Here is a 22,496-nt window from a genome sequence, read left to right on the forward strand (position 1 = left end):
ACACCTCCCGTGGCGGCGGTTGCCCGCCGCCACGGTCGAGCGGGAAGGGGAGGGGCCTTCCGGGGTTCGACGACGGTGAGCAGCGCCCGCGCGGGGCGCGGCGCCGGATCTTTTTCAGGACGCGGTGGCCCGGCGCGGGGCTGCCGGCGTCAACAAGGAGCGGATCATGAACCAAGAGGTCATGAACCTTTTCAACCAGCAGGCCCAGCCGGTCAGCTTCGATCAGATCAAGATCTCGATCTCGTCCCCGGAGAAGATCCTCTCCTGGTCGTACGGTGAGATCAAGAAGCCCGAGACCATCAACTACCGGACCTTCAAGCCCGAGCGCGACGGCCTGTTCTGCGCGCGCATCTTCGGGCCGATCAAGGACTACGAGTGCTTGTGCGGCAAGTACAAGCGCATGAAGTACAAGGGCGTCATCTGCGAGAAGTGCGGCGTCGAGGTCACCCTCGCGCGCGTCCGGCGCGACCGCATGGGCCACATCGAGCTGGCCGCCCCCGTCGCGCATATCTGGTTCCTGAAGTCGCTGCCGAGCCGCATCGGCCTGCTGCTCGACATGGCGCTCAAGGACCTCGAGCGGATCCTGTACTTCGAGTCGTACTGCGTCATCGAGCCGGGCCTCACCCCCCTGAAGGAGCGTCAGCTCCTGTCGGAGGAGGAGTACCTGCGCGCGCAGGAGGAGTACGGCGAGGACTCGTTCACCGCCATGATCGGCGCCGAGGCCATCCGGCGCATCCTGCAGGAGCTGGACCTCGACAAGATCGCCAACGATCTGCGCGAGGAGATCGCCGTCACCACCTCGGAGCTGAAGCCCAAGAAGCTCCTGAAGCGGCTCAAGATCATCGAGGCCTTCCAGATGTCCGGCAACAAGCCGGAATGGATGATCCTCACGGTCGTGCCGGTGATCCCGCCGGACCTGCGCCCGCTGGTCCCGCTGGACGGCGGCCGCTTCGCGACCTCCGACCTCAACGACCTCTACCGCCGCGTCATCAACCGCAACAACCGCCTGAAGCGGCTGATCGAGCTGCGCGCGCCCGACATCATCATCCGCAACGAGAAGCGGATGCTGCAGGAGGCCGTCGACGCCCTGTTCGACAACGGCCGCCGCGGCCGCGTCATCACGGGTGCCAACAAGCGCCCGCTGAAGTCGCTCGCCGACATGCTCAAGGGCAAGCAGGGCCGGTTCCGCCAGAACCTGCTCGGCAAGCGCGTCGACTACTCGGGCCGCTCAGTCATCGTGGTGGGTCCGGAGCTGAAGCTGCACCAGTGCGGCCTGCCCAAGAAGATGGCGCTGGAGCTGTTCAAGCCGTTCATCTACGCCCGCCTCGACGCCAAGGGCTTCTCGGCCACCGTCAAGCAGGCCAAGAAGCTCGTGGAGAAGGAGAAGCCGGAGGTCTGGGACATCCTCGATGAGGTGATCCGCGAGCACCCGGTGATGCTGAACCGCGCGCCGACGCTGCACCGCCTCGGCATCCAGGCCTTCGAGCCGAAGCTGATCGAGGGCAAGGCGATCCAGCTGCACCCGCTGGTCTGCGCCGCGTTCAACGCCGATTTCGACGGCGACCAGATGGCCGTGCACGTCCCGCTGTCGCTCGAGGCGCAGCTGGAAGCGCGCGTCCTGATGATGTCGACCAACAACATCCTGCACCCGGCCAACGGTCAGCCGATCATCGTGCCGTCGCAGGACATCGTTCTCGGCCTCTACTACCTGTCGATCGTGGCCGAGGGCGCGCCGGGCGAGTTCAAGCCGGGCAACACCAAGAACCCGATGCAGGGCGTCTACGGCGACATGGGCGAGCTGGAGCACGCTCTCGCCGCCAAGGCCGTGTCGCTGCACTCGAAGATCAAGTGGCGCTGGACCGGTATCGGCCCGGACGGTGAGCCCCTGACCAAGACCTACGAGACCACCCCCGGCCGCGTGATCCTCTCCGGCGCCCTGCCGAAGCACGCCAAGGTGCCCTTCGACGTCGTCAACAAGCTGATGACCAAGAAGGAGATCTCGGCGATGATCGACACCGTCTACCGCCACTGCGGTCAGAAGGAGTCGGTGATCTTCTGCGACCGGATCATGGCGCTCGGCTTCAACCACGCGTTCAAGGCCGGCATCTCGTTCGGCAAGGACGACATGGTCGTGCCGGAGAACAAGTGGTCGATCGTCGACACGACCCGCGCGCTCGTGAAGGATTACGAGCAGCAGTACAACGACGGCCTGATCACCCAGGGCGAGAAGTACAACAAGGTCGTCGATGCCTGGGCCAAGTGCTCGGACAAGCTGGCCGCCGAGATGATGGGCCGGATCTCGGCCGTCCAGAAGGACGAGCACGGGGCCGACAAGCAGGTCAACTCGATCTACATGATGAGCCACTCGGGTGCCCGCGGCTCGCCTGCCCAGATGAAGCAGCTTGCGGCGATGCGCGGCCTCATGGCCAAGCCGTCGGGCGAGATCATCGAGACCCCGATCATCTCGAACTTCAAGGAAGGCCTGGACGTTCTGGAGTACTTCAACTCCACGCACGGTGCCCGTAAGGGCCTGGCCGACACCGCCCTGAAGACCGCGAATTCCGGCTACCTGACCCGCCGCCTCGTCGACGTGGCCCAGGACGCCGTCATCCGCGAGGTCGATTGCGGCACGACCAACGGCATCAAGATGCGCGCCATCGTGGATGCCGGCCAGGTCGTGGCGACGCTCGCCACCCGCATCCTGGGCCGTGCCACGGCCGAGGATCTGGTGGCCGCGGACGGCACGGTGATCGTCAAGACCGGCGAGACCATCGAGGAGCGGCACCTTCCGGCGATCAACGCCGCCGGCATCCAGGAGGTGAAGATCCGCTCGGTGCTGGTCTGCGCCACCAAGAGTGGCGTCTGCGCCACCTGCTATGGGCGCGACCTCGCCCGCGGCACGCCCGTCAACATGGGCGAGGCCGTCGGCGTCATCGCGGCGCAGTCGATCGGCGAGCCGGGCACGCAGCTCACGATGCGCACCTTCCACATCGGCGGTGCGGCCCAGATCGCCGACTCGTCGTTCATCGAGTCGAGCTTCGAGGGCACGATCAAGATCCGCAACCGCGCGATCGCCAAGAACTCCGATGGCGATCTGATCGCCACCGGCCGCAACGTGGCGGTGGTGGTCGTCGGGTCGGACGGGGTCGAGCGGGCGGTCCACCGCCTGCAGTACGGCGCCAAGCTCCGAGTCGACGAGGGTGACAAGATCAAGCGTGGGCAGCGCATCGCCGAGTGGGATCCCTACACCCGTCCGATCCTCACCGAGGTCGACGGCATCGTGGCCTACGAGGACTTGGTCGACGGCCAGTCCATGACCGAGACCACCGACGAGTCGACCGGCATCGCCAAGCGCGTCGTCGTCGACTGGCGCGGCTCGGCCCGGACCTCTGACCTCAAGCCCGCGATGGTCGTGGTCGATCGGGACGGCAAGGCGCTCAAGCTGCCCCGCGGCTCGGACGCCCGCTACTTCCTGCCGGTCGACGCCATCATCGGCTTCGATCCCGGCGCGAAGGTGAATGCCGGCGACATTCTCGCCCGCGTCTCGACCGACTCGGCCAAGACCCGCGACATCACCGGCGGTCTGCCGCGGGTGGCGGAGTTGTTCGAGGCAAGGCGCCCGAAGGACGCGGCGATCATCGCCGAGAAGTCGGGCACCATCGCGTTCGGCCGCGACTACAAGAACAAGCGTCGGCTCACGCTGACGCCGCACGACGGCTCGGAGGCGGTCGAGTACCTGATCCCGAAGGGCAAGCACATCCACCTGCAGGACGGGGACGTGGTCGAGCTCGGCGATTACATCGTCGACGGAAACCCGGCCCCGCACGACATCCTGGCGATCAAGGGCGTGGAGGAACTCGCGGCCTACCTCGTCAACGAGATCCAGGAGGTCTACCGGCTGCAGGGCGTGTCGATCAACGACAAGCACATCGAGGTGATCGTCCGTCAGATGCTGCAGAAGGTCGAAGTGACCGACGGCGGCGACTCGGACATCCTCTCGGGTGACCAGATCGACCGGACGGAGTTGACCGACTTTAACGAGAAGCTGCTCGCCGAGGGCAAGAAGCCGATCCAGGGCGTTCCGGTCCTGCTCGGCATCACCAAGGCGTCGCTGCAGACCAAGTCGTTCATCTCGGCGGCCTCGTTCCAGGAGACCACCCGCGTCCTCACCGAGGCGGCGGTCAACGGCAAGGTCGACACCCTGGAGGGCCTGAAGGAGAACGTCATCGTCGGGTCGCTGATCCCGGCGGGCACGGGCTCGATGGTGGCGGATATCCGCTCCATCGCCCGCCGCCGCGACGCGATGATCCTGCAGCAGAAGCAGGCCGAGAGCGGCGCCATGCCGGTCGAGGAGCTTCCGCCCGCCGCCGCCGAGTGAGGCCGTCGGCAGGTTCGTGACGCGAGAGGGCGGCCTTCGGGCCGCCCTTTCTCGTTCCGGCCTGCCTTTGTCCGGCCGTGTCCCCTCACCAACTCGAACGCCGTCTTTGCGAGCGCAGCGAAGCAACCCAGTGTCGCGCCACGCTGGAAGACGTCCCGCTGCCCTGGGTCACTTCGCTGCGCTCGTGATGACGGGCCGGGCAGTGTCGACTGCAACCCCGAAACCGTATCGAGACGCGCGCGACCGTCCGGCCTTAACGGCAGCTCAACCATACCGCGCGATAAATTCGGCGCGGCCGCAGAAACACCCTGGAAACGGGGAGGATCGGGCCGGTTCGGGTGCGTGAGTGCGGGTCTGGCGTCGTGGGCACGAGACGAGGACGGGAATCGAGCCTGCGCTGGCTCTCGGCGGCCCTGACGCCCTGGATGGTCGGTCTGGGCCTGCTGGTGTCGTTCACCGCCGACGCCGGCACGGAGAACGCCATCGGGGCGAGCCGGCTCGGGGTGATCGATGCCGACACGGTCCCGCCGCTGCCGCCCGGCACCCTGCTGATCGGATCGGCCCTCCGCCGCCTCGGCGACGAGCCGCCCCAGGCGACCTTCAAGACCGGCGCGCACGTTTTCCCGGTCGTGCAGCGGGCCGGCAAGGGCGACCCCGCCCGGCCGCCGGCCGAGAGCTTCGCGCGCCGGGCCGCGAACCTGCGCGAGGCGGGCGGCGCCCTGGTGTTCGGCGACGTTACCGGCAGCGTCACCGGCGTGCTGACGCAGGGCTCCGCGATCTGGGACCCGGAATCCGAGCCGGAAGCCGCCTTCGTCCCCGTGCCGGATCTCGGCCTCACCACCGGCAGCGGCACCGCCGCCTCCACGGGCGCGGGGACGGCCGACCTCACCGAGGATGGCGGCCCCGAGCGCTTCGACGGCTCGACCCCGCCGGTGCCGCGGGCCATCGCGCTGTCCTCCACGACGCCGGCACCCGCCGACGCCATCCCCGTCGAGATCGCCGCGGCGAGCCTCGCGCTCCCCGATTTCGCGCTCCGCACCGAGCGGCCCGACAGCGCCCAGCCGGTGCCCGAGGACGCGCGCCGGCGCTACGCCGACCTGATCGACCCGAACGCCCTCGACAAGGAGCAGCGCTGCCTCTCCGAGGCGGTCTATTTCGAGGCCCGGAGCGAGCCCGAGGCCGGCCAGGCCGCCGTCGCCCAGGTGGTGCTCAACCGGGTGAAGAGCGGCCTCTACCCGGCGAGCGTCTGCGGCGTCGTCTACCAGAACCGGCACCACTACATGGGGTGCCAGTTCTCCTTCGCCTGCGAGGGCAAGTCGCTGCGCATCACCGATGCCGGCGCCTGGGAATCCGCCACCCGCATCGCCCGCTCGGTGATCGAGGGCCGGACCTACCTCGCGGAGGTCGGCGCCGCGACCCACTACCACGCCGACTACGTGCGTCCGGGCTGGGCCCGCCGTCTGCGCAAGATGGACGTGATCGGCCGGCACATCTTCTACCAGCTCCGGGCCGGCCAGACCTGACCCGGGCCGGACCGGACTTCATAAGAGAGACTGTCGAAGATCCGAACAATCCTACCTAGGTAGGCGACGCCTAAGCAGTCGAAACCAAGGGTTAATTTTACCTTCGTTCCCGATAATGCTTGCGCGCCGGGCAACGAGTCTGGCCTCTGGTACGTCGAGACGAGCGCCGCGTCCGCGCCGCGTCTCGCAGTAATGCGTATCAGAGGACTTCCATGACCGCGCCGGTCGCTCGCACCGCTCTCCTCGCCGCCGCCCTCGGCGGCGTGCTCCTCGCCGCACCCGCCCAGGCCGGCGGCTGCTACGGCTCCGAATGCTATCGCCGCGTCGTCACGCCGCCGGTCTACGACACCGTGCAGGAGAACGTGCTGGTGCGCCCGCCCCGCACGGTCTACCGGACCACGCCGCCGGTCTACGATACGGTGTCGGAGCGCGTGATGGTCTCGCCCGGCGGCCGCTACTGGCAGACCAGCCGCGGCCCCGGCGGCGAGCTGATCGGCTGCTGGGTGACCACGCCGCCGCGCTTCGCCGTCCGCACCCGGACCGTGCTGATCCGCCCGGCGCAGACGATCCCCGAGACGATCCCGCCGGAATACGCCAGCGTCAGCCGCCGCGTCCTCGTCGCGCCCGCCCGGGCCGGCTGGGCGCCGATCGGCGGCGGTTACGGCTACCGGCCCGCGGCCTATGGCGGCCCGCTCGTCGGCTCGATCCCGGACGCCCTCGGCATCACCGGGGCCAGCTCCTCGGACATCGGCGTCGGTCTCGGCTTCTACACGGGCAGCCGGTACGACGGATACTGAGCCGGTAACGACCGCCGTCGCCTTGATTCCGGGCGTCCCGGCCACACCTCACCGCGCAGCACGGGAGGTGATGATGGGGACGTTCAAGGCCTGGGTGGTCGAGAAGAACGAGGCCGGCCAGAGCCTCGCCTTCCGGGATTTCGACGACGCCGACCTGATGGACGGCGACGTCACCGTGCGGGTGACGCACTCGACCCTGAACTACAAGGACGGCCTCGCGCTCACCGGCAAGTCGCCGGTGGTGCGCCGCTTCCCGATGATCCCCGGCATCGACTTCTCGGGGATCGTCGAGACCTCGGACCATCCGGAGTACAGGCCGGGCGACGCGGTCGTGCTCACCGGCTGGGGCGTCGGCGAGACACATCTCGGCGCCTACGCGCAGCGCGCCCGGGTCCGGGGCGACTGGCTGGTTCCGCTGCCCCAGGGCCTCACGGCCGAGCAGGCCATGGCGGTGGGCACTGCCGGCTACACGGCGATGCTGTGCTGCATGGCGCTGGACGCCCACGGTGTGAAACCCGAGCACGGCCCGGTCATCGTCACCGGCGCCTCGGGCGGCGTCGGCTCGGTGGCGGTGGCGCTCCTCGCCCGGGCCGGCTGGCACGTGATCGCCTCCACGGGCCGGGACGGCGAGTCCGAGTACCTGAAGGGCCTCGGGGCCGCCGAGATCCTCGACCGGGCGGAGCTGTCGAAGCCCGGCAAACCCCTCGGCAAGGAGCGCTGGGCCGCGGGGGTCGACGCCGTCGGCTCCACGACCCTCGCCAACGTGCTCGCCATGACCCGGGCGGACGGCGCCGTCGCGGCCTGCGGGCTGGCGCAGGGCATGGACCTGCCGACCTCGGTGGCGCCCTTCATCCTCCGCGGCGTCTCGCTGCTCGGCATCAACAGCGTCACCACCCCGCAGAAGAAACGCCGCGAGGCCTGGGCGCGCCTCGCTCGGGAACTCGACCTGGCCAAGCTCGCCGCCATGACGAGCACGGTCCGCCTGGAGGAGGTCGGCCGGCTCGGCGAGGAGATCCTGGCCGGCAAGGTCCGAGGCCGGACCGTCGTGACGGTGGCGTAGGTCCGGCGCCCGTCAGGCGGCTTTCCGGGCCTGGAGCAGGTAGCTCATCGGCAGGAGCCGGTCGGCGGCGAGCACGTCGCAGGCCGTGCTGCTGATGTTGTCAGGAAACTCCCGGAACCGCTCGATCGCGAGGCCGGCACCGATCAGGCTCTCGATCAGCATCCCGACGGGATGGGCGAACCAGTAATGCGGTCCGACCCGCGGGGCCGGCCCGTCGCCGTACACGATGGCGTCCTCGCCAACGAACGGCGCCGTGCGGAAATAGGAGTGCCGGACCAGAAGCGGCTGCTCCGCCCGCGGCTCGAACATGTTCACGACGGGGTGCTCCTCGTGGATGAGGATCCGGCCGCCCGGGTGCAGGAGGCGCGCCGCCACGGCCAGGAAGCGCGGCAGGTCGGGCATCCAGCCCAGCACGCCGATGGTGATCACCGCGAGGTCGTAGGCACCGTCGTGCTCCGCGTCGATCGCGTGCACGTCGCCCGCGACGAAGCGGCAGTCGCGCCCGGCGATGCCGGCGAGGTCCCTGGCCTGGGCGAGGAACGCCTCCGACTGGTCGAACCCGGTCGCCGACCGGGCGCCGAGATTCATCAGCGACACCGTCTCCCGCCCGTTGTTGCAGCAGAGCTGCGCGACGGAGGTCCCGGCGAGGCCGATCGCCCGCAAGGCCGCCTCCATCGGCGGGTCGAAGCAGGAGAAGCCGGGATCCCGCGCGAAGTTCTGCGTCAGCCGGTCCCAAGACGGGTCGCTCCGGTGCAGGGGCGCGGAGGCATCCCAGGCCTGGCGGTTGGCGGCGACGGCCTCGGCGGCGGACAGGGACGACATCGACGGCTCCGGGTGAATCGCCGGAGAGTCTAGCGAGCGGTGCCCGTGTCGCGCCACGGCGAAAACGCCGGGCCGGCCGAACCGCCGTCGCGCGGGAACCTTTGCCGTACCTCGCGTGTTGGCGTCTTCATGAGCGTCGCATTCGTCAAAGAGCCCGAGGGTGGGGAAGCGTTCGAGAATCTGCCGGACCGGCCGATCTCGCCGCACACGAACTTCGTCACGCCGGAGGGGCTCGCGCAGATCGAGGCCGAGGTCGCGCGTCTCGAGAAGGAGGTCGCCTCGCTGGACCCCGCCGACAAGGCGGAGGATTCCCGCATCGGGCGCGACCTGCGCTACTGGGCGGCCCGGAAGAACACCGCGCAGCTCGTGGAGCCCAGGGGCGGCGACACCGTGCAGTTCGGCTCCACCGTCACGGTGGTCCGCGAGGACGAATCCGGCAAGGAGACCCGGCAGACCTTCCGGATTGTCGGCGAGGACGAGGCCGACCCGCACAAGGGCTCGATCTCGTACGTGGCACCGCTCGCCCGCGCCATCACGGGCAAGACGATCGGCGACGTGGTCGAGGTGAACGGCCACGAGGTCGAGGTCGTCGAGATTCGCTGAGGCGGGTCAACGGCCCTCGAACCGGGCCCGCAGCGGCAGCAACGCCTCGGCAACGTGCTCCATGAAGGCCCGGACTCGCGCCGCGTGGCGCAAGTCCGGATGCGTCAGGATCCAGAGGTCCGCCCCGAGTTCCGGGTGCGGCCCTGACAGCCGTCGCAGCGCCGGATTGAGGTCGGCCGTGAAGCAGGGAAGCGGACCGATGCCGAGACCGGCCTCGACCGCCGCTTCCAGGCCCAGCACCGCGTTGATCCGCAGGCGGACACGGTCGGACGGCACCCGCGCCTCCACGAACCGCGTGAGCGAGCCCCCCGCCACCAGCGGGCTCGGACTAATCCACGTCTCGCGGGCCAGGTCGCCGTAAGCGCGGTCGGCGCGGCCGTAGACCGCCCAGGCGGTGAGGGCGAGGCGGCGCCCGACCAGGGTCTCGCTCGGCTCCCGGCTGATCCGGATCGCCACGTCGGCGTCCCGGCGCGACAGGTTGAGGGTCGCCTCGGCGAGGATGAGCTCGATCCGGATCTCAGGATAACGCTCCGCGAAGCTCGCCAGCATCGGCATCAGCAGCTCGGCGGCGAAGCCCGCCGGCGCGGTCACCCGCAGCTCGCCGGAGGGTGTCTCGCCCTGTCCCGCCACCGCGCGGGAGAACCGTGCCACGTCCAGCTCGATGCGCCCGGCCGCCTCGATCATCGCCTGCCCGGCGGCGGTCGGCACGTAGCCCGTGCGCAGCCGCTCGAACAGGCGCGCGCCGAGCCGCGCCTCCAGGGCGGCGAGGCGCCGGAACGCCGTAGAGTGATTGATACCCAGTTCGGCCGCCGCCGCGGTCAGGCCGCCCCGATCGGCCACCGCCTTCACGAACCGGAATTCGTCCCAATCGAGCGCCACGCCCCAAACCTTGCATCTGTGCAAGATCAATCTTGCATGTCGGCGCATTCTTGCAAGGCGGCAAATGCGCGATGCAGGGGCCTTCCGTCGGCCGACGATTCGGCCGGACGTCCGACCCGCAGGAGAGATAACCCGATGGCGAAGGTTCTGGTGCTGTACTACTCGACCTACGGTCACGTGGAGCAGATGGCCTACGCCGTCGCCGAGGGCGCCCGCGAGACGGGGGCCGAGGTCGTCGTGAAGCGCGTGCCCGAGCTGGTCCCGGAGGAGGTCGCCCGGCAGAGCCACTTCAAGCTCGATCAGGCGGCGCCGGTCGCGACCGTCGCCGAACTCGCCGACTACGACGCGATCATCTTCGGCACGCCGACCCGCTACGGCAACATGGCCTCGCAGATGAAGCAGTTCATCGATCAGACCGGGGGGCTCTGGATGAAGGGCGCCCTGGTCGGCAAGGTCGGCTCGGTCTTCACCTCCACGGCCTCCCAGCACGGCGGCCAGGAGACGACGCTGACGAGCTTCCACACGGTGCTGTTCCACCACGGCATGGTGGTGGTCGGCCTTCCCTACAGCTTCCAGGGGCAGGCGGGCGTCGAGGCGGTGAAGGGCAACACGCCCTACGGCGCCAGCACGATCGCGGACGGCGACGGGTCCCGCCAGCCGAGTGCTGTCGAGCTGGAGGGCGCGCGGTTCCAGGGCCGCCACGTGGCGGGCATTGCCGCCAAGCTGGCCCGAGACTGAGAAGCCAAGAAAAAAGGCTCGGATTGCTCCGAGCCTGAAAGGAAAAAGGCCATTGGGGGCTGAGAAGGCCTTCGTGATCAATAAACGGATCAGGCCGAAATCTGTTCCGCGGCCGGCGAAAATTTCTTCGCCGTCAGCGGGGCGCGGCCGCCCGGGCGAGGCGATCTCGGATCGCCTCGCCGAGCCCGTCCTCGGGGATCGGCGCGACCGCGATGGTCTCCGCCCCCGAGGCGTCGAGGTCGCGCAGGGCGCCGAACAGCCGGGCAGCGGCCTCCGCGGGGTCGCCCGCCGGGCTCAGGTTGAGACTGGCGCGCGCGGTCTCGTGACCGGTCGGGGGGCGGGACCCGAACAGCAGGACCGCCTCGCCGGGCTCGACCCGCACCGCGTCGAGGCGGACCCGCGCCCGCGGCGCGTAGTGCGAGGCGAGCATGCCCGGGCCCGCCGGCCGGTCGGCATCCGCCGCCACGGGCGCCGCCGGGTCGAGGCCGAGCACCGCCCGGAGCGCCGCCCGGGTGACGCCGCCGGGCCGCAGCAGCCGCGGCGTGCCGCCCAGGCAGGCCACCACCGTGGACTCGACGCCCACCGGCGTGTCGCCGCCGTCGAGCACCGCGGCGATGCGGCCGGCGAGATCGTCGAGGACGTGGGCGGCCCGGGTCGGGCTCACCCGCCCGGACCGGTTGGCCGAGGGCGCCGCGACCGGCCGCCCGACCTCCGCCAGGAGATCCCGCGCGAGCGGGTGCGCCGGAACCCGCAGGGCGAGGCTCGGCAGGCCGGCGCGGGCGAGGTCGCAGACCCGCGTGCCCGCGTGCGCCGGGACGACCAGGGTCAGGGGTCCGGGCCAGAAGGCCTCCGCGAGGCGGCGCGCCGGCGCGTCGAAGACGCCCTCCGCCAGGGCTGCCGCCGCGTCGGGCAGGTGCGAGATCAGCGGGTTGAAGCGCGGCCGCGCCTTGGCGGCGAAGATGCCCGTCACCGCCCCGGGGTCGGTTGCGTCCGCCCCGAGCCCGTAGACGGTCTCGGTGGGGAAGGCGACGAGGCGGCTAGCCCGCAGGAGAGCGGCGGCCTCCGCGAGGCCGGCCGCGTCGGCGGTGAGCCGCCGGGTCGCGGCCGGGACCGTTGACCCGGGATCATTCATGCGGGAAGCCGTCTCCGAGGTCATGGCGGTGCGAGCCCCGCGCGCCTATCCTCGCCCCGCCCTAGCGCCGGTGCGCGGGCGCGGTCAAACCCGCCCCGGATCGAACGAGCGGGCGGGCCGCCACACGGGAGGATCGTATGAGTTACCGCGCCCCGGTCCCCGAGATGCTCTTCACGCTGCGGCACGTGGCCGGGCTCGACGCGGTCGATCCCGACGATGCCGAGGCGATCCTGACCGAGGCCGGGCGCATCGCCGCCGGCGTGATCGCGCCGCTCAACCGGGTCGGCGACCGGCACGGCACTCCCTTCGCGGACGGGGAGGTCACCACGCCGCCCGGCTGGCGCGAGGCCTACCGCACCTTCACGGAGGGCGGCTGGAACGGGCTCTCGGCCGAGGCCGACCACGGCGGGCAGGGCCTGCCGAAGCTGATCGAGGCCGCCTGCACCGAGATGTGGAACGGCGCCAACCTCGCCTTCGGCCTCTGCCCGCTCCTGACCCAGGGCGGCATCGAGGCGCTCGCGGCCCACGGCTCGGACGACCTGAAGGCGCGCTACCTCGCGAAGCTGGTCTCGGGTGAATGGCCCGCCACCATGAACCTGACCGAGCCGCAGGCGGGCTCCGACCTCGCCCTCCTGCGCACCCGGGCGGTGCCGGCGGGCGACGGCACCTACCGGATCACCGGCAACAAGATCTACATCACCTACGGCGAGCACGACCTCGCCGACAACATCGTCCACCTCGCCCTGGCCCGGCTGCCCGAGGCGCCCGCCGGCACGCGGGGCATCTCCCTGTTCCTGGTGCCGAAAGTGCTGCCGGACGGCACCCGCAACGACCTGCGCTGCTCCGGCATCGAGCACAAGCTCGGCATCCACGCCTCGCCGACCTGCTCGATGGCGTTCGGCGACGGCGGCGGCGCCACCGGCTGGCTGATCGGCCAGGAGAACAAGGGTCTGGCCTGCATGTTCACGATGATGAACGCGGCGCGGCTCAATGTCGGCCTGCAGGGCGTCGGAATCGCCGAGGCCGCGACCCAGCGGGCGCTCGCCTACGCGCAGGAGCGCCGCCAGGGCAAGGCGGTGGGCGCCGCCGAGGCGACCAGCCCGATCGCCGCCCATCCGGACGTGCAGCGCATGCTGCTCACCATGAAGGCCTCGACGGCCGCCGCCCGCGCCATCTGCTACCTCACCGCCGCGGCCCTCGACGCGTCGAAGGGACCGGAGGGGCAGGCGGCCCTGGACCGCGCCTCGCTGCTGACCCCGGTCGCGAAGGCGTTCGCGACGGACCTCGCCAACGAGGTGACCTCGCTCGGTGTGCAGGTCCACGGCGGCATGGGCTTCGTGGAGGAGACCGGGGCGGCGCAGCTCATGCGCGACGCCCGCATCCTCGGCATCTACGAGGGGACCAACGGCATCCAGGCCATCGACCTCACCGCCCGCAAGCTGCCGCTGAACGGCGGGGCCACCGCGCGGTCGCAGATCGCCTGGATGCGCCGCGCCGCGGAGGGACTGCTCAAGGCCGGCGACCCGGCCTTCGGCCACATGGCGGCGCGGCTGCGCGACGGGATCGGCAGTCTCGACCGGGCGACGAGCCACCAGCTCGCCGCGCTGAGCTCGAACCGCCCCGAGGCGGCGCTCGCCGGCGCGACGCCGTACCTGCGCCTGTTCGGCCTGACGCTGGGCGCCGCCTGCCTCGCCCGGGGCGCGCTCGCCGCGAGCGCTGCCCGAAAGGCTGGCGAGACGGACCCGGCGCACGCGGCCCGCATCGTGCTCGCCCGGTTCTACGCCGAGAACCTCCTGGTGGCCGCCTCCGGCCTGGAGCAGGCGGTGGTCGAGGGCGGCGCCTTCACGGACGACGCCGCCCTGGCGCTGGCGGTTTGAGGAGCGGATCATGGCCGAACCCGTCACGATCGACGACCTCGCGGGCGGCGTCCGCCTGATCACCCTGAACCGCCCCGAGAAGAAGAACGCCCTCACGGGCGCCATGTACGACGCGATGCGCGCGGGCCTGACGGAGGCCGACGCGTCGGACGCGGTCGGCGCCGTGGTCTTCGCCGGGCAGCCCGGCATGTTCAGCGCCGGCAACGACCTCGCCGATTTCATGGGGCATGCCGGTGATGGATTCAGTTCCTCGCCGGCGCTGGCCTTCATCCGCCAGCTCGCCCGGACCCGCACCCCGATGGTGGCGGCGGTCGACGGGATCGCGGTCGGCATCGGCGCGACCCTCTGCCTGCACTGCGACCTCGTCTACGCGAGCCCGGCGGCGCGCCTGCGCATGCCCTTCGTCGAGCTCGGCCTCGTGCCGGAGGCGGCGTCGAGCTACCTGCTGCCCCTGCGAGTCGGCCGGCTCCGGGCGACCGAGCTGCTGCTCCTGTCCCGGCCGCTCGAGGCCGACGAGGCGCAGGCCCTGGGCCTCGTCAACGCGGTGCTACCCGCCGACATGCTGGTCGAGCAGGCCATCGCGCAGGCCGCGCGCCTCGCCGCCCTGCCGCGCGGGGCGCTGACGGCGTCCCGGGCGCTGATCCGGGGCGACCAGGCGCAGGTCGAGGCGGCCCTGGAGGCGGAGGCCAGAGCCTTCGACGCGCAGCTGCGCTCGCCCGAGTCCCAGGAGCGGCTCGCCGCCTTCCTGTCGCGGTCGAAGCCCGCCGCCTCGGCGTGAGCCCGCCCGACCTCTCCCAGAAGATCTGCCTCGTCGCGGGCGCGTCGCGGGGCGTCGGCCGGGGCCTCGCCCGGGCGCTGGGCGAGGCGGGGGCCACGGTGATCGTCACGGCCCGCTCCAGCGAGACCGGCCCGCGCACCGAGATGCGCGCCGAGGCGATCGAGGACACGGCCCGCGCGGTCGACGCCGCCGGCGGCCGCGGTCACCACTACCTCTGCGATCACCGCTCCGAGCGTGCCACCGATGCGCTGGTCCACTGGGCTCTGCGCCGGTTCGGGCGGATCGACGTCGCGGCCTGCAGCGTGTGGAGCGGCAACGAGGGCTACGACGGCGAGCGCTACCCGGACGGGGCCGGCTGGGGCACGCCGTTCTGGCGCCGCTCGGCGGAGCCGTACATCGGCCTCCTCGAGGCCGGGCCGCTGCCGGCCCTGCTGCTCGCCCGGGCGGTCGCCCCCGCCATGGTGGCGGCGCGGGCCGGGCTGCTGGCGCTCGTCTCCTTCGGGACCGAGGATTACCTCGGCGACGTGTTCTACGATTCCGCCAAGGCCGCGACCAACCGGCTGACCTTGGCCTTCGCCCGGGAACTCGCGCCCCACGGCGTCACCGCCCTCGGCCTCTCGCCGGGCTTCGTCGCCACCGAGCGGGCGCGCGACCTCGGTCACATCCAGCACGCCACCGAGAGCCCGCTCTACGCCGGCCGGGCGCTCGCGGCGCTCGCCGCCGACCCCGGCATCGCCGCCCGGGCGGGCGCCGTGCTGCATGCCGGCGACCTCGCGCGGATCTACGGCTTCACCGACGCCGATGGGACGCGGCCGGAGCGGTTCCGCGTCGGGCCGTGACAGGCCGTGACGGGCCGGGACGGTTTTGGCGGGACCTGTCGCCCGAATGGCGCAGCCCCGCGGCAAACGGGCCGGATCCGCCCCGGGACCCGTCGGCGGGGTTGATTCGCGGGGCCCGGACGCGCGTCCTGTCGGGATCGGCGGCTCCGATTGCTGCGGGAGCGAAAAACGGCCTTAATTCGCCCGCAGGTCAGGGGAGCGATCCTGTACCCGCCCCGATCTCCGGTCGGGCCGGGACCGTGCGTGTGAACGAGGGAAACTGGCATGTCGGAAGCGAACACGGCCCCGCGCGTGCTGATGGTGTTCCCGAAGTTCTACGAAAACTCGATGTGGAACTTCAAAGAGGCCATGGAGCTGCAGGGCGCCCGCGCGCCGGCGCCGCCGCTGGGCCTCATCACGCTGGCCGCGATGCTGCCGCCGGCCTGGCAGGTGACGCTCGTCAACCGCAACTGCGAGGAACTGACGGACGCGCAGATCCAGGCCGCCGACCTCGTGATGACCGGCGGCATGCTGCCCCAGGAGCCGGACTGCCTCGTGGTCATCGACCGCTGCGTGGCGCTCGGAACCCCGGTCTGCGTCGGCGGCCCGGCCCCGACCTCGACGCCGGAGGTCTACGACAAGGCCGACTTCCTGGTGCTGGGCGAGGCCGAGGGCATCCTCGACACGTTCGTGGCCGCCTGGGAGGCCGGCGAGCGCCGCGGCCGGCTCACGGCCGAGAAGTTCAAGGCCGACGTCACCAAGAGCCCGATCCCGCGCTTCGACCTGCTGACCTTCAGCCACTACCTCTACATCGGCGTCCAGTTCTCACGCGGCTGCCCGTTCACCTGCGAGTTCTGCGACATCATCGAGCTCTACGGCCGCGCCCCGCGGACCAAGACCACGCCGCAGATGCTGGCGGAACTCGACCGGCTCTACGGCCTCGGCTACCGCGGGCACGTCGACTTCGTCGACGACAACCTGATCGGCAACAAGAAGGCGATCAAGCTGTTCCTGCCCCACCTGATCAAGTGGCAGGAGGAGCACGGCTACCCGTTCAAGTTCTCCACCGAGGCCTCGCTGAACCTCGCGGACGACGACGAGCTGCTCGGGATGATGCGGGACGCGAATTTCTTCGCCCTGTTCACGGGGATCGAGACGCCCGACGAGGCGACGCTGATCCAGACGCAGAAGAAGCAGAACACCAAGCGCTCGATCGCCGACAGCGTGCACAAGCTCTACGAGCACGGCATGTTCGTCACGGCCGGCTTCATCGTCGGCTTCGACACCGAGAAGGACAGCATCAGCAAGGCGATGTCGCTGTGCATCGGCCAGACCGGCATCCCGATCGCCATGGTCGGCCTGCTCTTCGCGCTGCCGAACACGCAGCTCTCGCGCCGCCTGCGCAAGGAGGGCCGCCTCTACGAGAACTACGCGGCGACCACCGCCGACCAGGGCGACCAGTGCACGCAGGGCATCAACTTCGTGACCCTGCGGCCGCAGCGCGACGTGCTGGCCGACTACCGCGACGTCCTCCAGGAGATCTACGACCCGCCGAACTTCTTCGACCGGGTCCGGGTGGTCGCCCGGCGGGTGAAGCGGCCGAAATTCGCCGCCCAGAAGCTCAACTGGGGCCACATCGCCCACGATCTCTACTCGCTGCTGCGGGTGTGCTGGCGGATGACCGTGCGGCGTCCGGAACTCGCCAAGCACTTCTGGAGCGTGTTCCTGGAGACCGCCCGCCGCAACCCGGCCGCCCTGGAGGCCGTGGTCACCAACATGGTGATCTACCTCCACGTCTACCCGTTCTCGCGCTACGTCATCCGCGAGATCAACGGCCGGATCGCCGACCTCGATGCCGGCCGCTGGGTGCAGCCGCCGGTCCTGGCGCCCGAGGCGGAGACCTGCAAGGCGCCGCCGGTCGGCAAGGTGGTGGCCAAGGCCGAGGTCAAGCACCTCGCCGCGGTGGCCTGAGGGATCCGCGGCCGCTGCGCTTGCGGGCTCGGCCGATCATCGCTAGCTGACCCGCCGCGAGGCCACGTCCTCCCCCCGCCACGCGGGGCACAAGTCCGGGACGGCCCGGCCCTTTCGGGAGGGCCGCCGTGGCCTGGATCTATCTCGTCACCGCGGGCGTGCTGGAGGTCGTCTGGGCCTTCGCGATGAAGCAGTCGGAGGGCTTTACGCGCCTCTGGCCGACCGCCATCATGGCCGTGTCGATGGCCGGCAGCGTCGGCTTCCTGGCGCTGGCCATGCGCACGCTGCCCCTGGGCACCGCCTACACGATCTGGACCGGAATCGGCGCGGTCGGCGCCTTCCTGATCGGCATCGCCGTGCTGGGGGAGCAGGCGAGCGCCAGCCGGATCCTCGCGGCCGGCCTGATCGGCTCCGGGCTCGTCCTGATGAAGCTGTCGAGCCCCGGCTAAGCCTGAGGCCGAGCCTCAGGCCGCGCGCACGGTGTGCAGGAAGGCGTCGATCTCCCGGCGCAGCTCGGCGGCCTCCTCCGAGAGACTCGACGCCGAGGCCAGCATCCGCGTGGCGGCCGTGCCCGTGTCGTCGGCCGCCCGCGCCACCGCGTCGATCGTCCCGGTGACCGCGCCGGTCCCGGACGCCGCCTCGGCCACGTTCCGGGCGATCTCCCGGGTCGCCGCGCCCTGCTGCTCGACGGCGGCCGCGATCGAGGTCGCCACCCCGTCGATCTCGCGGATGCGCGCCGTGATCCCGTCGATCGCGTCCACGGTCTGCCCGGTCGCGCCCTGGATACGGCCGACCTGACCGGCGATCTCCTCGGTGGCCCGGGCGGTCTGGGCGGCGAGCTGCTTCACCTCGCTGGCGACCACCGCGAAACCGCGCCCCGCATCGCCGGCGCGGGCCGCCTCGATCGTGGCGTTCAGCGCCAGCAGGTTCGTCTGGCCGGCGATGTCGGTGATGAGGCGCACGACGTCGCCGATCCGGCCCGCGGCGGTGCTCAGTTCCTGCACGAGGCCGGCCGTGTCGCCGGCCTGGACCACCGCGCTCCGGGCGAGTTCGGCGGACCCGTCGACCTGGCGGCCGATCTCCTGCACCGAGGCGCCGAGTTCCTCGGCGGCCGCCGCGACCGTGCCGACATGCTGGGCGGCCTCCTGCGCGGCGCCCGCCACCGTGGCCGAGCGCTCCGCGGTGTGCGTGGCCGTACCGCTCATCGCCTCGGCGTCGGCCCGCAGGCCGAGGGCGGCGTCCGCCACCCGGGCCAGTACGCCGCCGACCGCGGCCTCGAAGGACTCGGCCATGGCGTGGACCGCGCGCCGGCGCTGCGCCTCGGCGCCCTCGCGCGCCAGCGCGGTCTCCCGCTCCAGGGCGCGGGTGTGGATCAGGTTGTCCTTGAAGACCTGCACGGCCGCCGCCATCGCGCCGATCTCGTCGCGCCGTCCCGTATGCGGGACCGGCACGGTCTCGTCGCCCTCGGCGAGGCGGCCCATCGCGCCGGTCATGCGCTGGATCGGCCGCGCGATCCCGAACAGGGCGAACAGCATCGCGGCCGCCGCGACCGCGAGGCCCACCACCGTGGCGATCAGCGCGATCAGCTTGGCCCGCGTCGCCGCCTGCACGGTCTGGGTGACGTTGGCCTCGGTCTGGCCCCGCGCCGCCGCGATCGACTCGGTCAGGCTGGCCACCGCGGCGTCGTTCTGCGCGCCCGTCGCGGGATCGAGCACGAGCGCGAGGGCGCCCGGCTGGTCGCCCGCGATCATCAGCTCGACCACCTGCAGCTGGATGTTCTGGTAGGCGTTCCACGCGTTGGTGAAGCGCTCGTAGATCGCCCGGGCTTCCGGGCTCGTCAGGCGGTCCTGATAGGCCTGCCGGAGGCCGGACAGCTCGCCGAGGGCGTCGGTCAGCGCCGTCTGGTTCCTGTCCAGGGCCGCCGCGTCGGGCGAGGCCACCGCGAGCCGGTAGAGCCGCAGGCGCGCGTCCCGCACGGCCGTCCCGATGGCCTCGGCCTGGTTCTGCGCGGGCAGGGCCTGCTGCGAGATCGCCGCGGCGTTCCGCTCGATCTCCGACAGGCTCACGACGCTGGCGATGCCCTGGCCGACGGCGGCGAGGGCGAGCAGGCCGATGGCACCGGCGAGGACCGTCTTGAGGGAGAAGCGCATGGGAGGTTCCGTCTTCGCGGCCGCGCCGCGCCTTCAGGCCCAACCATGCTCCCGTGGAGGTCTTAAGATTCTGTCGGCTCTATACCGGCGTTTGTTGTCAGAGCCACTTCTTCCACCGGAAGAAGAAGTAGGGAAATACCGCCGCCACGACCATCATGATCAGCGCCATCGGGTATCCGAAGGCGAAATCTAGTTCCGGTATGGACTTAAAATTCATGCCGTAGATCGACGCGATCAGGGTCGGCGGCATGAAGACGACCGCCATGACCGAGAACAGCTTGATGATGTTGTTCTGCTCGAGGTTGACGAGCCCCAAGGTCGCGTCGAGCAGGAACTGGATCTTCGTCGACAGGAAGGTGGCGTGCTCCTCGAGGGACTGAAGATCCCGCAGGGTCGAGCGCACGTCCTCGCGCAGGTCGCGCGGGGCCTTGTTGGTCCGGTAGGTCGCCGACAGCGAGAGCAGGATCCGCTCCATGGAGACGAGGCTCTCGCGCTGTTTGGAGATGAGATCGCCGTGCCGGCCCAGCGCCCGCAGCGTGTCCTGCAGCGCGGTGTTGCGGGCGGAGGGATCCTCCTGCACTTCGAAGATCTTGCCCGACAGGCGGTCGATGCGCTCGCCCTGGAGCTGCAGCACGTCGGCGGCGCGGTCGATCACCGCCTCGATCAGCCCGGCCAGGATCGATTCGCCCGAGGGTGTCGAGGCGCCGCCGTTGCCCATGGAGCGCCCGGCGCGCTGCGTGTACATGCGGAAGGCCTGCGGCTCCTCGTGGCGCACCGTCACCAGCCGGTTGCCGCGCAGGATGAAGGTGATGCCGGCCAGCCCCGGCTCCTCGGCGTCGCTGACCTTCGAGAGCACCCGGCCGGTCATGTAACGGGCGCCGTCCTCGACGTAGAGCAGCTCCGAGGGCTCGATGTCCTTCATCTCCTCGCGGGTCGGCACCTCGATGCCCGCGAACGACTCGACCTTCAGTTCCTCCTCGCGGCTCGGGCGGATCAGATCGAGCCAGACCGTGTCCTCGGGGATTGTGTCCTGGAGATCGATGACGCGGCGCTCAAGCAGCGTGGCTCCGGCGCCGACGGCGGGCTGGTGGATGAAGATCACGTACGGGTCTCGGATGCGGATCGGTCACGGGACAGCGCGGGGCCGCAGCCCGCATCCGGCACCGCGACGGTCGATGCAAGCTGTGCCGCGGATGTGGCGCTGTTTTCTGACGCTTCCGTGACATCGCGGCCCGACCCGTCAGAACAGCTCGATGTCGGGCGCTACCGGGTCGAGGGCTTGGTCGACGACTTGGTCAAGGGCCTGGGCGTCGACGCGGCGCTGGATCTGGGTGACGTAGCGCGCCCGCGCGGTCTCGAGGATCGCCGCCGGCGCGCTCGCCCGCCCCGGCCCGGTGCCGATCAGTCGCCGGCGCAGGCCGTCGAGGCAGAGCTGCAGCGCCGCGTTGGCGGCATCGACCGCCTCGATCTGCTGGCGGACGACGTCCTGGAACTGAACTTGGCCGAAGACCGACAGCACCTCGTCGCCCACCGCCGCATTCTGCGCCTTGACCTCGGCGAGGTCCGTCCGCGCCATCCCGAGGAGGACCCGGGTGGTCGTCTCGGCGATCCCGCCGAGTTCGGCCATCAGCGCGCGGAGGCGCTCCTGCTCGGTGCGGGTCGCGTCGTCCCCGCGATCGGCGATCAGCACCCGGCTGATCGTCTGCTGCGCGTCCGCCACCTGCACGCGCGCCTCGGCCATCGCGGTCTGGGAGGTCTGCGCGAGATCCTGGAGCTCCCGGGCGATGACCCGGAATCCGGCTCCGTGGGCCCCGGCGCGGGCCGCCTCGATGTTGGCGTTGAGCGCCAGCATCCGGGTCGCCGCCCCGACCTTCTCGAGGCTGAGGATCAGGGCATCGAGCCCGCGCATCTGCCCGACGGCCACTTCGACGGTGCCGCGTTCCTCGCGGGTCTCGTTCAGGCGCCGGTCGAGATAGGCGCCGAGGGCCGCCGCCAGGGATTGCAGCGCGGCGTCGCTCTGCTCGGCGAAGCCGACGATGCGGTCGTGCGCGCCGCCGATGCAGGCGGCGCTGCGCGCCTGGGCGGCGTCGAGCCTCTGCAGCGAGGCGAGGATCGCGGCGGCGGCCGCCTCGGTCTGCGCGACGATGCTGCGCAGCTGCTCGCCCGTCACGGCGAAATAGGGGTCGAGGTCGCCGAGATCCCGGGCCACGGCCTCGGCGCAGGCCGCTCCGTGCGCCGGGGCGGCCGCCGGTTCGGCCCGAAGCGTGACCGCCATCGGCGAGGCATCCGGCTCGACCGCGCGGCAGGACGGTTGCAGCCCGCGGGTCACGAGGCCTCCGCAGAGCGCGGCGGCGGCCGCGAAGAGGAGCTGCGCCGGCTGCGCGATCCCCAGGATCAGCGGCACGGCCCCGACCGCGCCGCCGGCCGCGGCACTGAGCAGGAGCGTCCGCAGCTCGGTCTTCGCGGAGGGACGGGCAGCAATCTGCATCGCGGGAACGGTCATTCGGTCGGAAACGGTGGCGCGGGGCCGGGCGAGGCCGAGGCCCGCGGAGCGGGCTTCAGCGGAGAGGGGTCGCCCGGATCAGGCGGCGCGGCGCTGAATCGCGGGGGCGACCTGTGTGAGGACCTGCAGCAGCTTGTCGGCCTGGACCGGCTTCACCAGCCAGCCGGTCGCCCCCGCCTGGCGCGCGCCGTCGCGCTTCTCCTGCTGCGATTCCGTCGTGAGAACGAGCATCGGCGTGAAGCGGGTCGGCGCGAGCTTCCGCAACTCCTGGATCAACTGGACGCCGTCCATGCCGGGCATGTGGAAGTCCGTGATCACGAGGGCCGGCTTCAGGCCTGCCTTGACCTTCGCGAGTGCCGTCTCGGCATCGGCAGCCTGTTCGGTTTCATATCCCGAACTGCGAAGTATTCCTGACATGCTCGAAAGAATGGTGGGTGAGTCGTCCACCAGTAATATCGTATTCATTT

The 22,496-nt window shown here is 71.1% G+C and carries 18 protein-coding genes; 11 read left to right on the top strand and 7 right to left on the bottom strand.

Annotated elements, in window-relative coordinates; genetic code table 11:
- Positions 1-166 precede the first annotated feature (166 nt).
- The 4 genes from rpoC (at position 167) to acuI (ending at position 7,758) form a co-directional block, all read left to right on the top strand.
- Complete coding sequence (gene rpoC, locus ABIC30_RS26660) at positions 167-4,378, top strand: DNA-directed RNA polymerase subunit beta' (RefSeq protein ID WP_026605423.1); 4,212 nt, start codon at positions 167-169, stop codon at positions 4,376-4,378.
- Between the two features lie 425 nt (positions 4,379-4,803).
- Positions 4,804-5,901 carry a cell wall hydrolase gene (locus ABIC30_RS26665; RefSeq protein ID WP_103986048.1) on the top strand — a complete coding sequence of 366 codons (1,098 nt, stop codon included), beginning with the start codon at positions 4,804-4,806 and terminating at the stop codon, positions 5,899-5,901.
- Between the two features lie 212 nt (positions 5,902-6,113).
- Positions 6,114-6,698: a hypothetical protein gene (locus ABIC30_RS26670; protein WP_020096231.1), complete on the top strand. Its 585-nt coding sequence runs from the start codon at positions 6,114-6,116 to the stop codon at positions 6,696-6,698.
- A 73-nt stretch (positions 6,699-6,771) separates the two neighbouring features.
- Complete coding sequence (gene acuI, locus ABIC30_RS26675; RefSeq protein WP_026605425.1) at positions 6,772-7,758, top strand: acrylyl-CoA reductase (NADPH); 987 nt, start codon at positions 6,772-6,774, stop codon at positions 7,756-7,758.
- A gap of 12 nt (positions 7,759-7,770) precedes the next feature.
- Here acuI and ABIC30_RS26680 read toward each other — a convergent pair whose 3' ends face one another.
- Positions 7,771-8,580, bottom strand: coding sequence for a class I SAM-dependent methyltransferase (locus tag ABIC30_RS26680; protein WP_100253155.1), 810 nt, complete (start codon positions 8,578-8,580; stop codon positions 7,771-7,773).
- Positions 8,581-8,709: 129 nt separating this feature from the next.
- Between ABIC30_RS26680 and greA the strand changes: the two genes are divergently transcribed.
- Positions 8,710-9,183: a transcription elongation factor GreA gene (gene greA, locus ABIC30_RS26685; protein WP_020096234.1), complete on the top strand. Its 474-nt coding sequence runs from the start codon at positions 8,710-8,712 to the stop codon at positions 9,181-9,183.
- 6 nt (positions 9,184-9,189) lie between these two features.
- Here the strand turns inward: greA and ABIC30_RS26690 are convergent, their stop codons facing one another.
- Positions 9,190-10,062 (bottom strand): LysR family transcriptional regulator, encoded by an 873-nt coding sequence (locus ABIC30_RS26690; RefSeq protein WP_234081294.1) that lies wholly within the window; start codon positions 10,060-10,062, stop codon positions 9,190-9,192.
- A 135-nt stretch (positions 10,063-10,197) separates the two neighbouring features.
- On the opposite strand from ABIC30_RS26690, the gene wrbA reads away from it, so the two are divergent.
- A complete protein-coding gene (gene wrbA / locus ABIC30_RS26695; protein WP_091683025.1) occupies positions 10,198-10,800 on the top strand; it encodes an NAD(P)H:quinone oxidoreductase in 603 nt (200 codons plus the stop codon).
- 133 nt (positions 10,801-10,933) lie between these two features.
- Here the strand turns inward: wrbA and ABIC30_RS26700 are convergent, their stop codons facing one another.
- Complete coding sequence (locus ABIC30_RS26700; RefSeq protein ID WP_234081292.1) at positions 10,934-11,932, bottom strand: L-threonylcarbamoyladenylate synthase; 999 nt, start codon at positions 11,930-11,932, stop codon at positions 10,934-10,936.
- A gap of 137 nt (positions 11,933-12,069) precedes the next feature.
- Between ABIC30_RS26700 and ABIC30_RS26705 the strand changes: the two genes are divergently transcribed.
- The 5 genes from ABIC30_RS26705 to ABIC30_RS26725 all read left to right on the top strand — a co-directional run bounded on the left by ABIC30_RS26705 (position 12,070) and on the right by ABIC30_RS26725 (position 17,825).
- The gene (locus tag ABIC30_RS26705; RefSeq protein WP_354456368.1) at positions 12,070-13,809 is read left to right on the top strand and encodes an acyl-CoA dehydrogenase family protein; all 1,740 of its coding nucleotides are present in this window, start codon (positions 12,070-12,072) and stop codon (positions 13,807-13,809) included.
- A 10-nt stretch (positions 13,810-13,819) separates the two neighbouring features.
- Complete coding sequence (locus tag ABIC30_RS26710) at positions 13,820-14,587, top strand: enoyl-CoA hydratase-related protein (RefSeq protein ID WP_331327263.1); 768 nt, start codon at positions 13,820-13,822, stop codon at positions 14,585-14,587.
- Positions 14,584-15,426, top strand: coding sequence for an SDR family NAD(P)-dependent oxidoreductase (locus ABIC30_RS26715; protein WP_234081285.1), 843 nt, complete (start codon positions 14,584-14,586; stop codon positions 15,424-15,426). Before ABIC30_RS26710 ends, ABIC30_RS26715 begins: the two co-directional genes overlap by 4 nt.
- Before the next feature lie 264 nt (positions 15,427-15,690).
- Complete coding sequence (locus tag ABIC30_RS26720; protein WP_020096240.1) at positions 15,691-17,376, top strand: B12-binding domain-containing radical SAM protein; 1,686 nt, start codon at positions 15,691-15,693, stop codon at positions 17,374-17,376.
- A gap of 128 nt (positions 17,377-17,504) precedes the next feature.
- Positions 17,505-17,825, top strand: a complete 321-nt coding sequence (locus tag ABIC30_RS26725) for a DMT family transporter (protein ID WP_020096241.1) — start codon at positions 17,505-17,507, stop codon at positions 17,823-17,825.
- A gap of 15 nt (positions 17,826-17,840) precedes the next feature.
- Here the strand turns inward: ABIC30_RS26725 and ABIC30_RS26730 are convergent, their stop codons facing one another.
- The 4 genes from ABIC30_RS26730 to ABIC30_RS26745 form a co-directional block, all read right to left on the bottom strand.
- The gene (locus ABIC30_RS26730; protein WP_234081282.1) at positions 17,841-19,526 is read right to left on the bottom strand and encodes a methyl-accepting chemotaxis protein; all 1,686 of its coding nucleotides are present in this window, start codon (positions 19,524-19,526) and stop codon (positions 17,841-17,843) included.
- Between the two features lie 97 nt (positions 19,527-19,623).
- Entirely contained in the window at positions 19,624-20,628 is a 1,005-nt protein-coding gene (locus ABIC30_RS26735) for a magnesium transporter CorA family protein (protein ID WP_012320756.1), read from the bottom strand.
- A gap of 138 nt (positions 20,629-20,766) precedes the next feature.
- Positions 20,767-22,014, bottom strand: a complete 1,248-nt coding sequence (locus tag ABIC30_RS26740; protein WP_042672510.1) for a methyl-accepting chemotaxis protein — start codon at positions 22,012-22,014, stop codon at positions 20,767-20,769.
- Positions 22,015-22,107: 93 nt separating this feature from the next.
- Positions 22,108-22,476 carry a response regulator gene (locus ABIC30_RS26745; protein ID WP_085986780.1) on the bottom strand — a complete coding sequence of 123 codons (369 nt, stop codon included), beginning with the start codon at positions 22,474-22,476 and terminating at the stop codon, positions 22,108-22,110.
- Positions 22,477-22,496 lie beyond the last annotated feature (20 nt).

Origin of the sequence: Methylobacterium sp. 1030, assembly GCF_040544715.1 — a bacterium.
GTDB lineage: Bacteria > Pseudomonadota > Alphaproteobacteria > Rhizobiales > Beijerinckiaceae > Methylobacterium.

Coding starts and splice junctions, on each gene's coding strand:
- ABIC30_RS26740 (WP_042672510.1), bottom strand. CDS start 22,014: ATGCAGATTGCTGCCCGTCCCTCCGCGAAGACCGAGCTGCGGACGCTC.
- ABIC30_RS26730 (WP_234081282.1), bottom strand. CDS start 19,526: ATGCGCTTCTCCCTCAAGACGGTCCTCGCCGGTGCCATCGGCCTGCTC.
- ABIC30_RS26700 (WP_234081292.1), bottom strand. CDS start 11,932: ATGAATGATCCCGGGTCAACGGTCCCGGCCGCGACCCGGCGGCTCACC.
- rpoC (WP_026605423.1), top strand. CDS start 167: ATGAACCAAGAGGTCATGAACCTTTTCAACCAGCAGGCCCAGCCGGTC.
- acuI (WP_026605425.1), top strand. CDS start 6,772: ATGGGGACGTTCAAGGCCTGGGTGGTCGAGAAGAACGAGGCCGGCCAG.
- ABIC30_RS26720 (WP_020096240.1), top strand. CDS start 15,691: ATGTCGGAAGCGAACACGGCCCCGCGCGTGCTGATGGTGTTCCCGAAG.
- ABIC30_RS26705 (WP_354456368.1), top strand. CDS start 12,070: ATGAGTTACCGCGCCCCGGTCCCCGAGATGCTCTTCACGCTGCGGCAC.
- ABIC30_RS26665 (WP_103986048.1), top strand. CDS start 4,804: ATGGTCGGTCTGGGCCTGCTGGTGTCGTTCACCGCCGACGCCGGCACG.
- greA (WP_020096234.1), top strand. CDS start 8,710: ATGAGCGTCGCATTCGTCAAAGAGCCCGAGGGTGGGGAAGCGTTCGAG.
- ABIC30_RS26680 (WP_100253155.1), bottom strand. CDS start 8,580: ATGTCGTCCCTGTCCGCCGCCGAGGCCGTCGCCGCCAACCGCCAGGCC.
- ABIC30_RS26710 (WP_331327263.1), top strand. CDS start 13,820: ATGGCCGAACCCGTCACGATCGACGACCTCGCGGGCGGCGTCCGCCTG.
- ABIC30_RS26670 (WP_020096231.1), top strand. CDS start 6,114: ATGACCGCGCCGGTCGCTCGCACCGCTCTCCTCGCCGCCGCCCTCGGC.
- wrbA (WP_091683025.1), top strand. CDS start 10,198: ATGGCGAAGGTTCTGGTGCTGTACTACTCGACCTACGGTCACGTGGAG.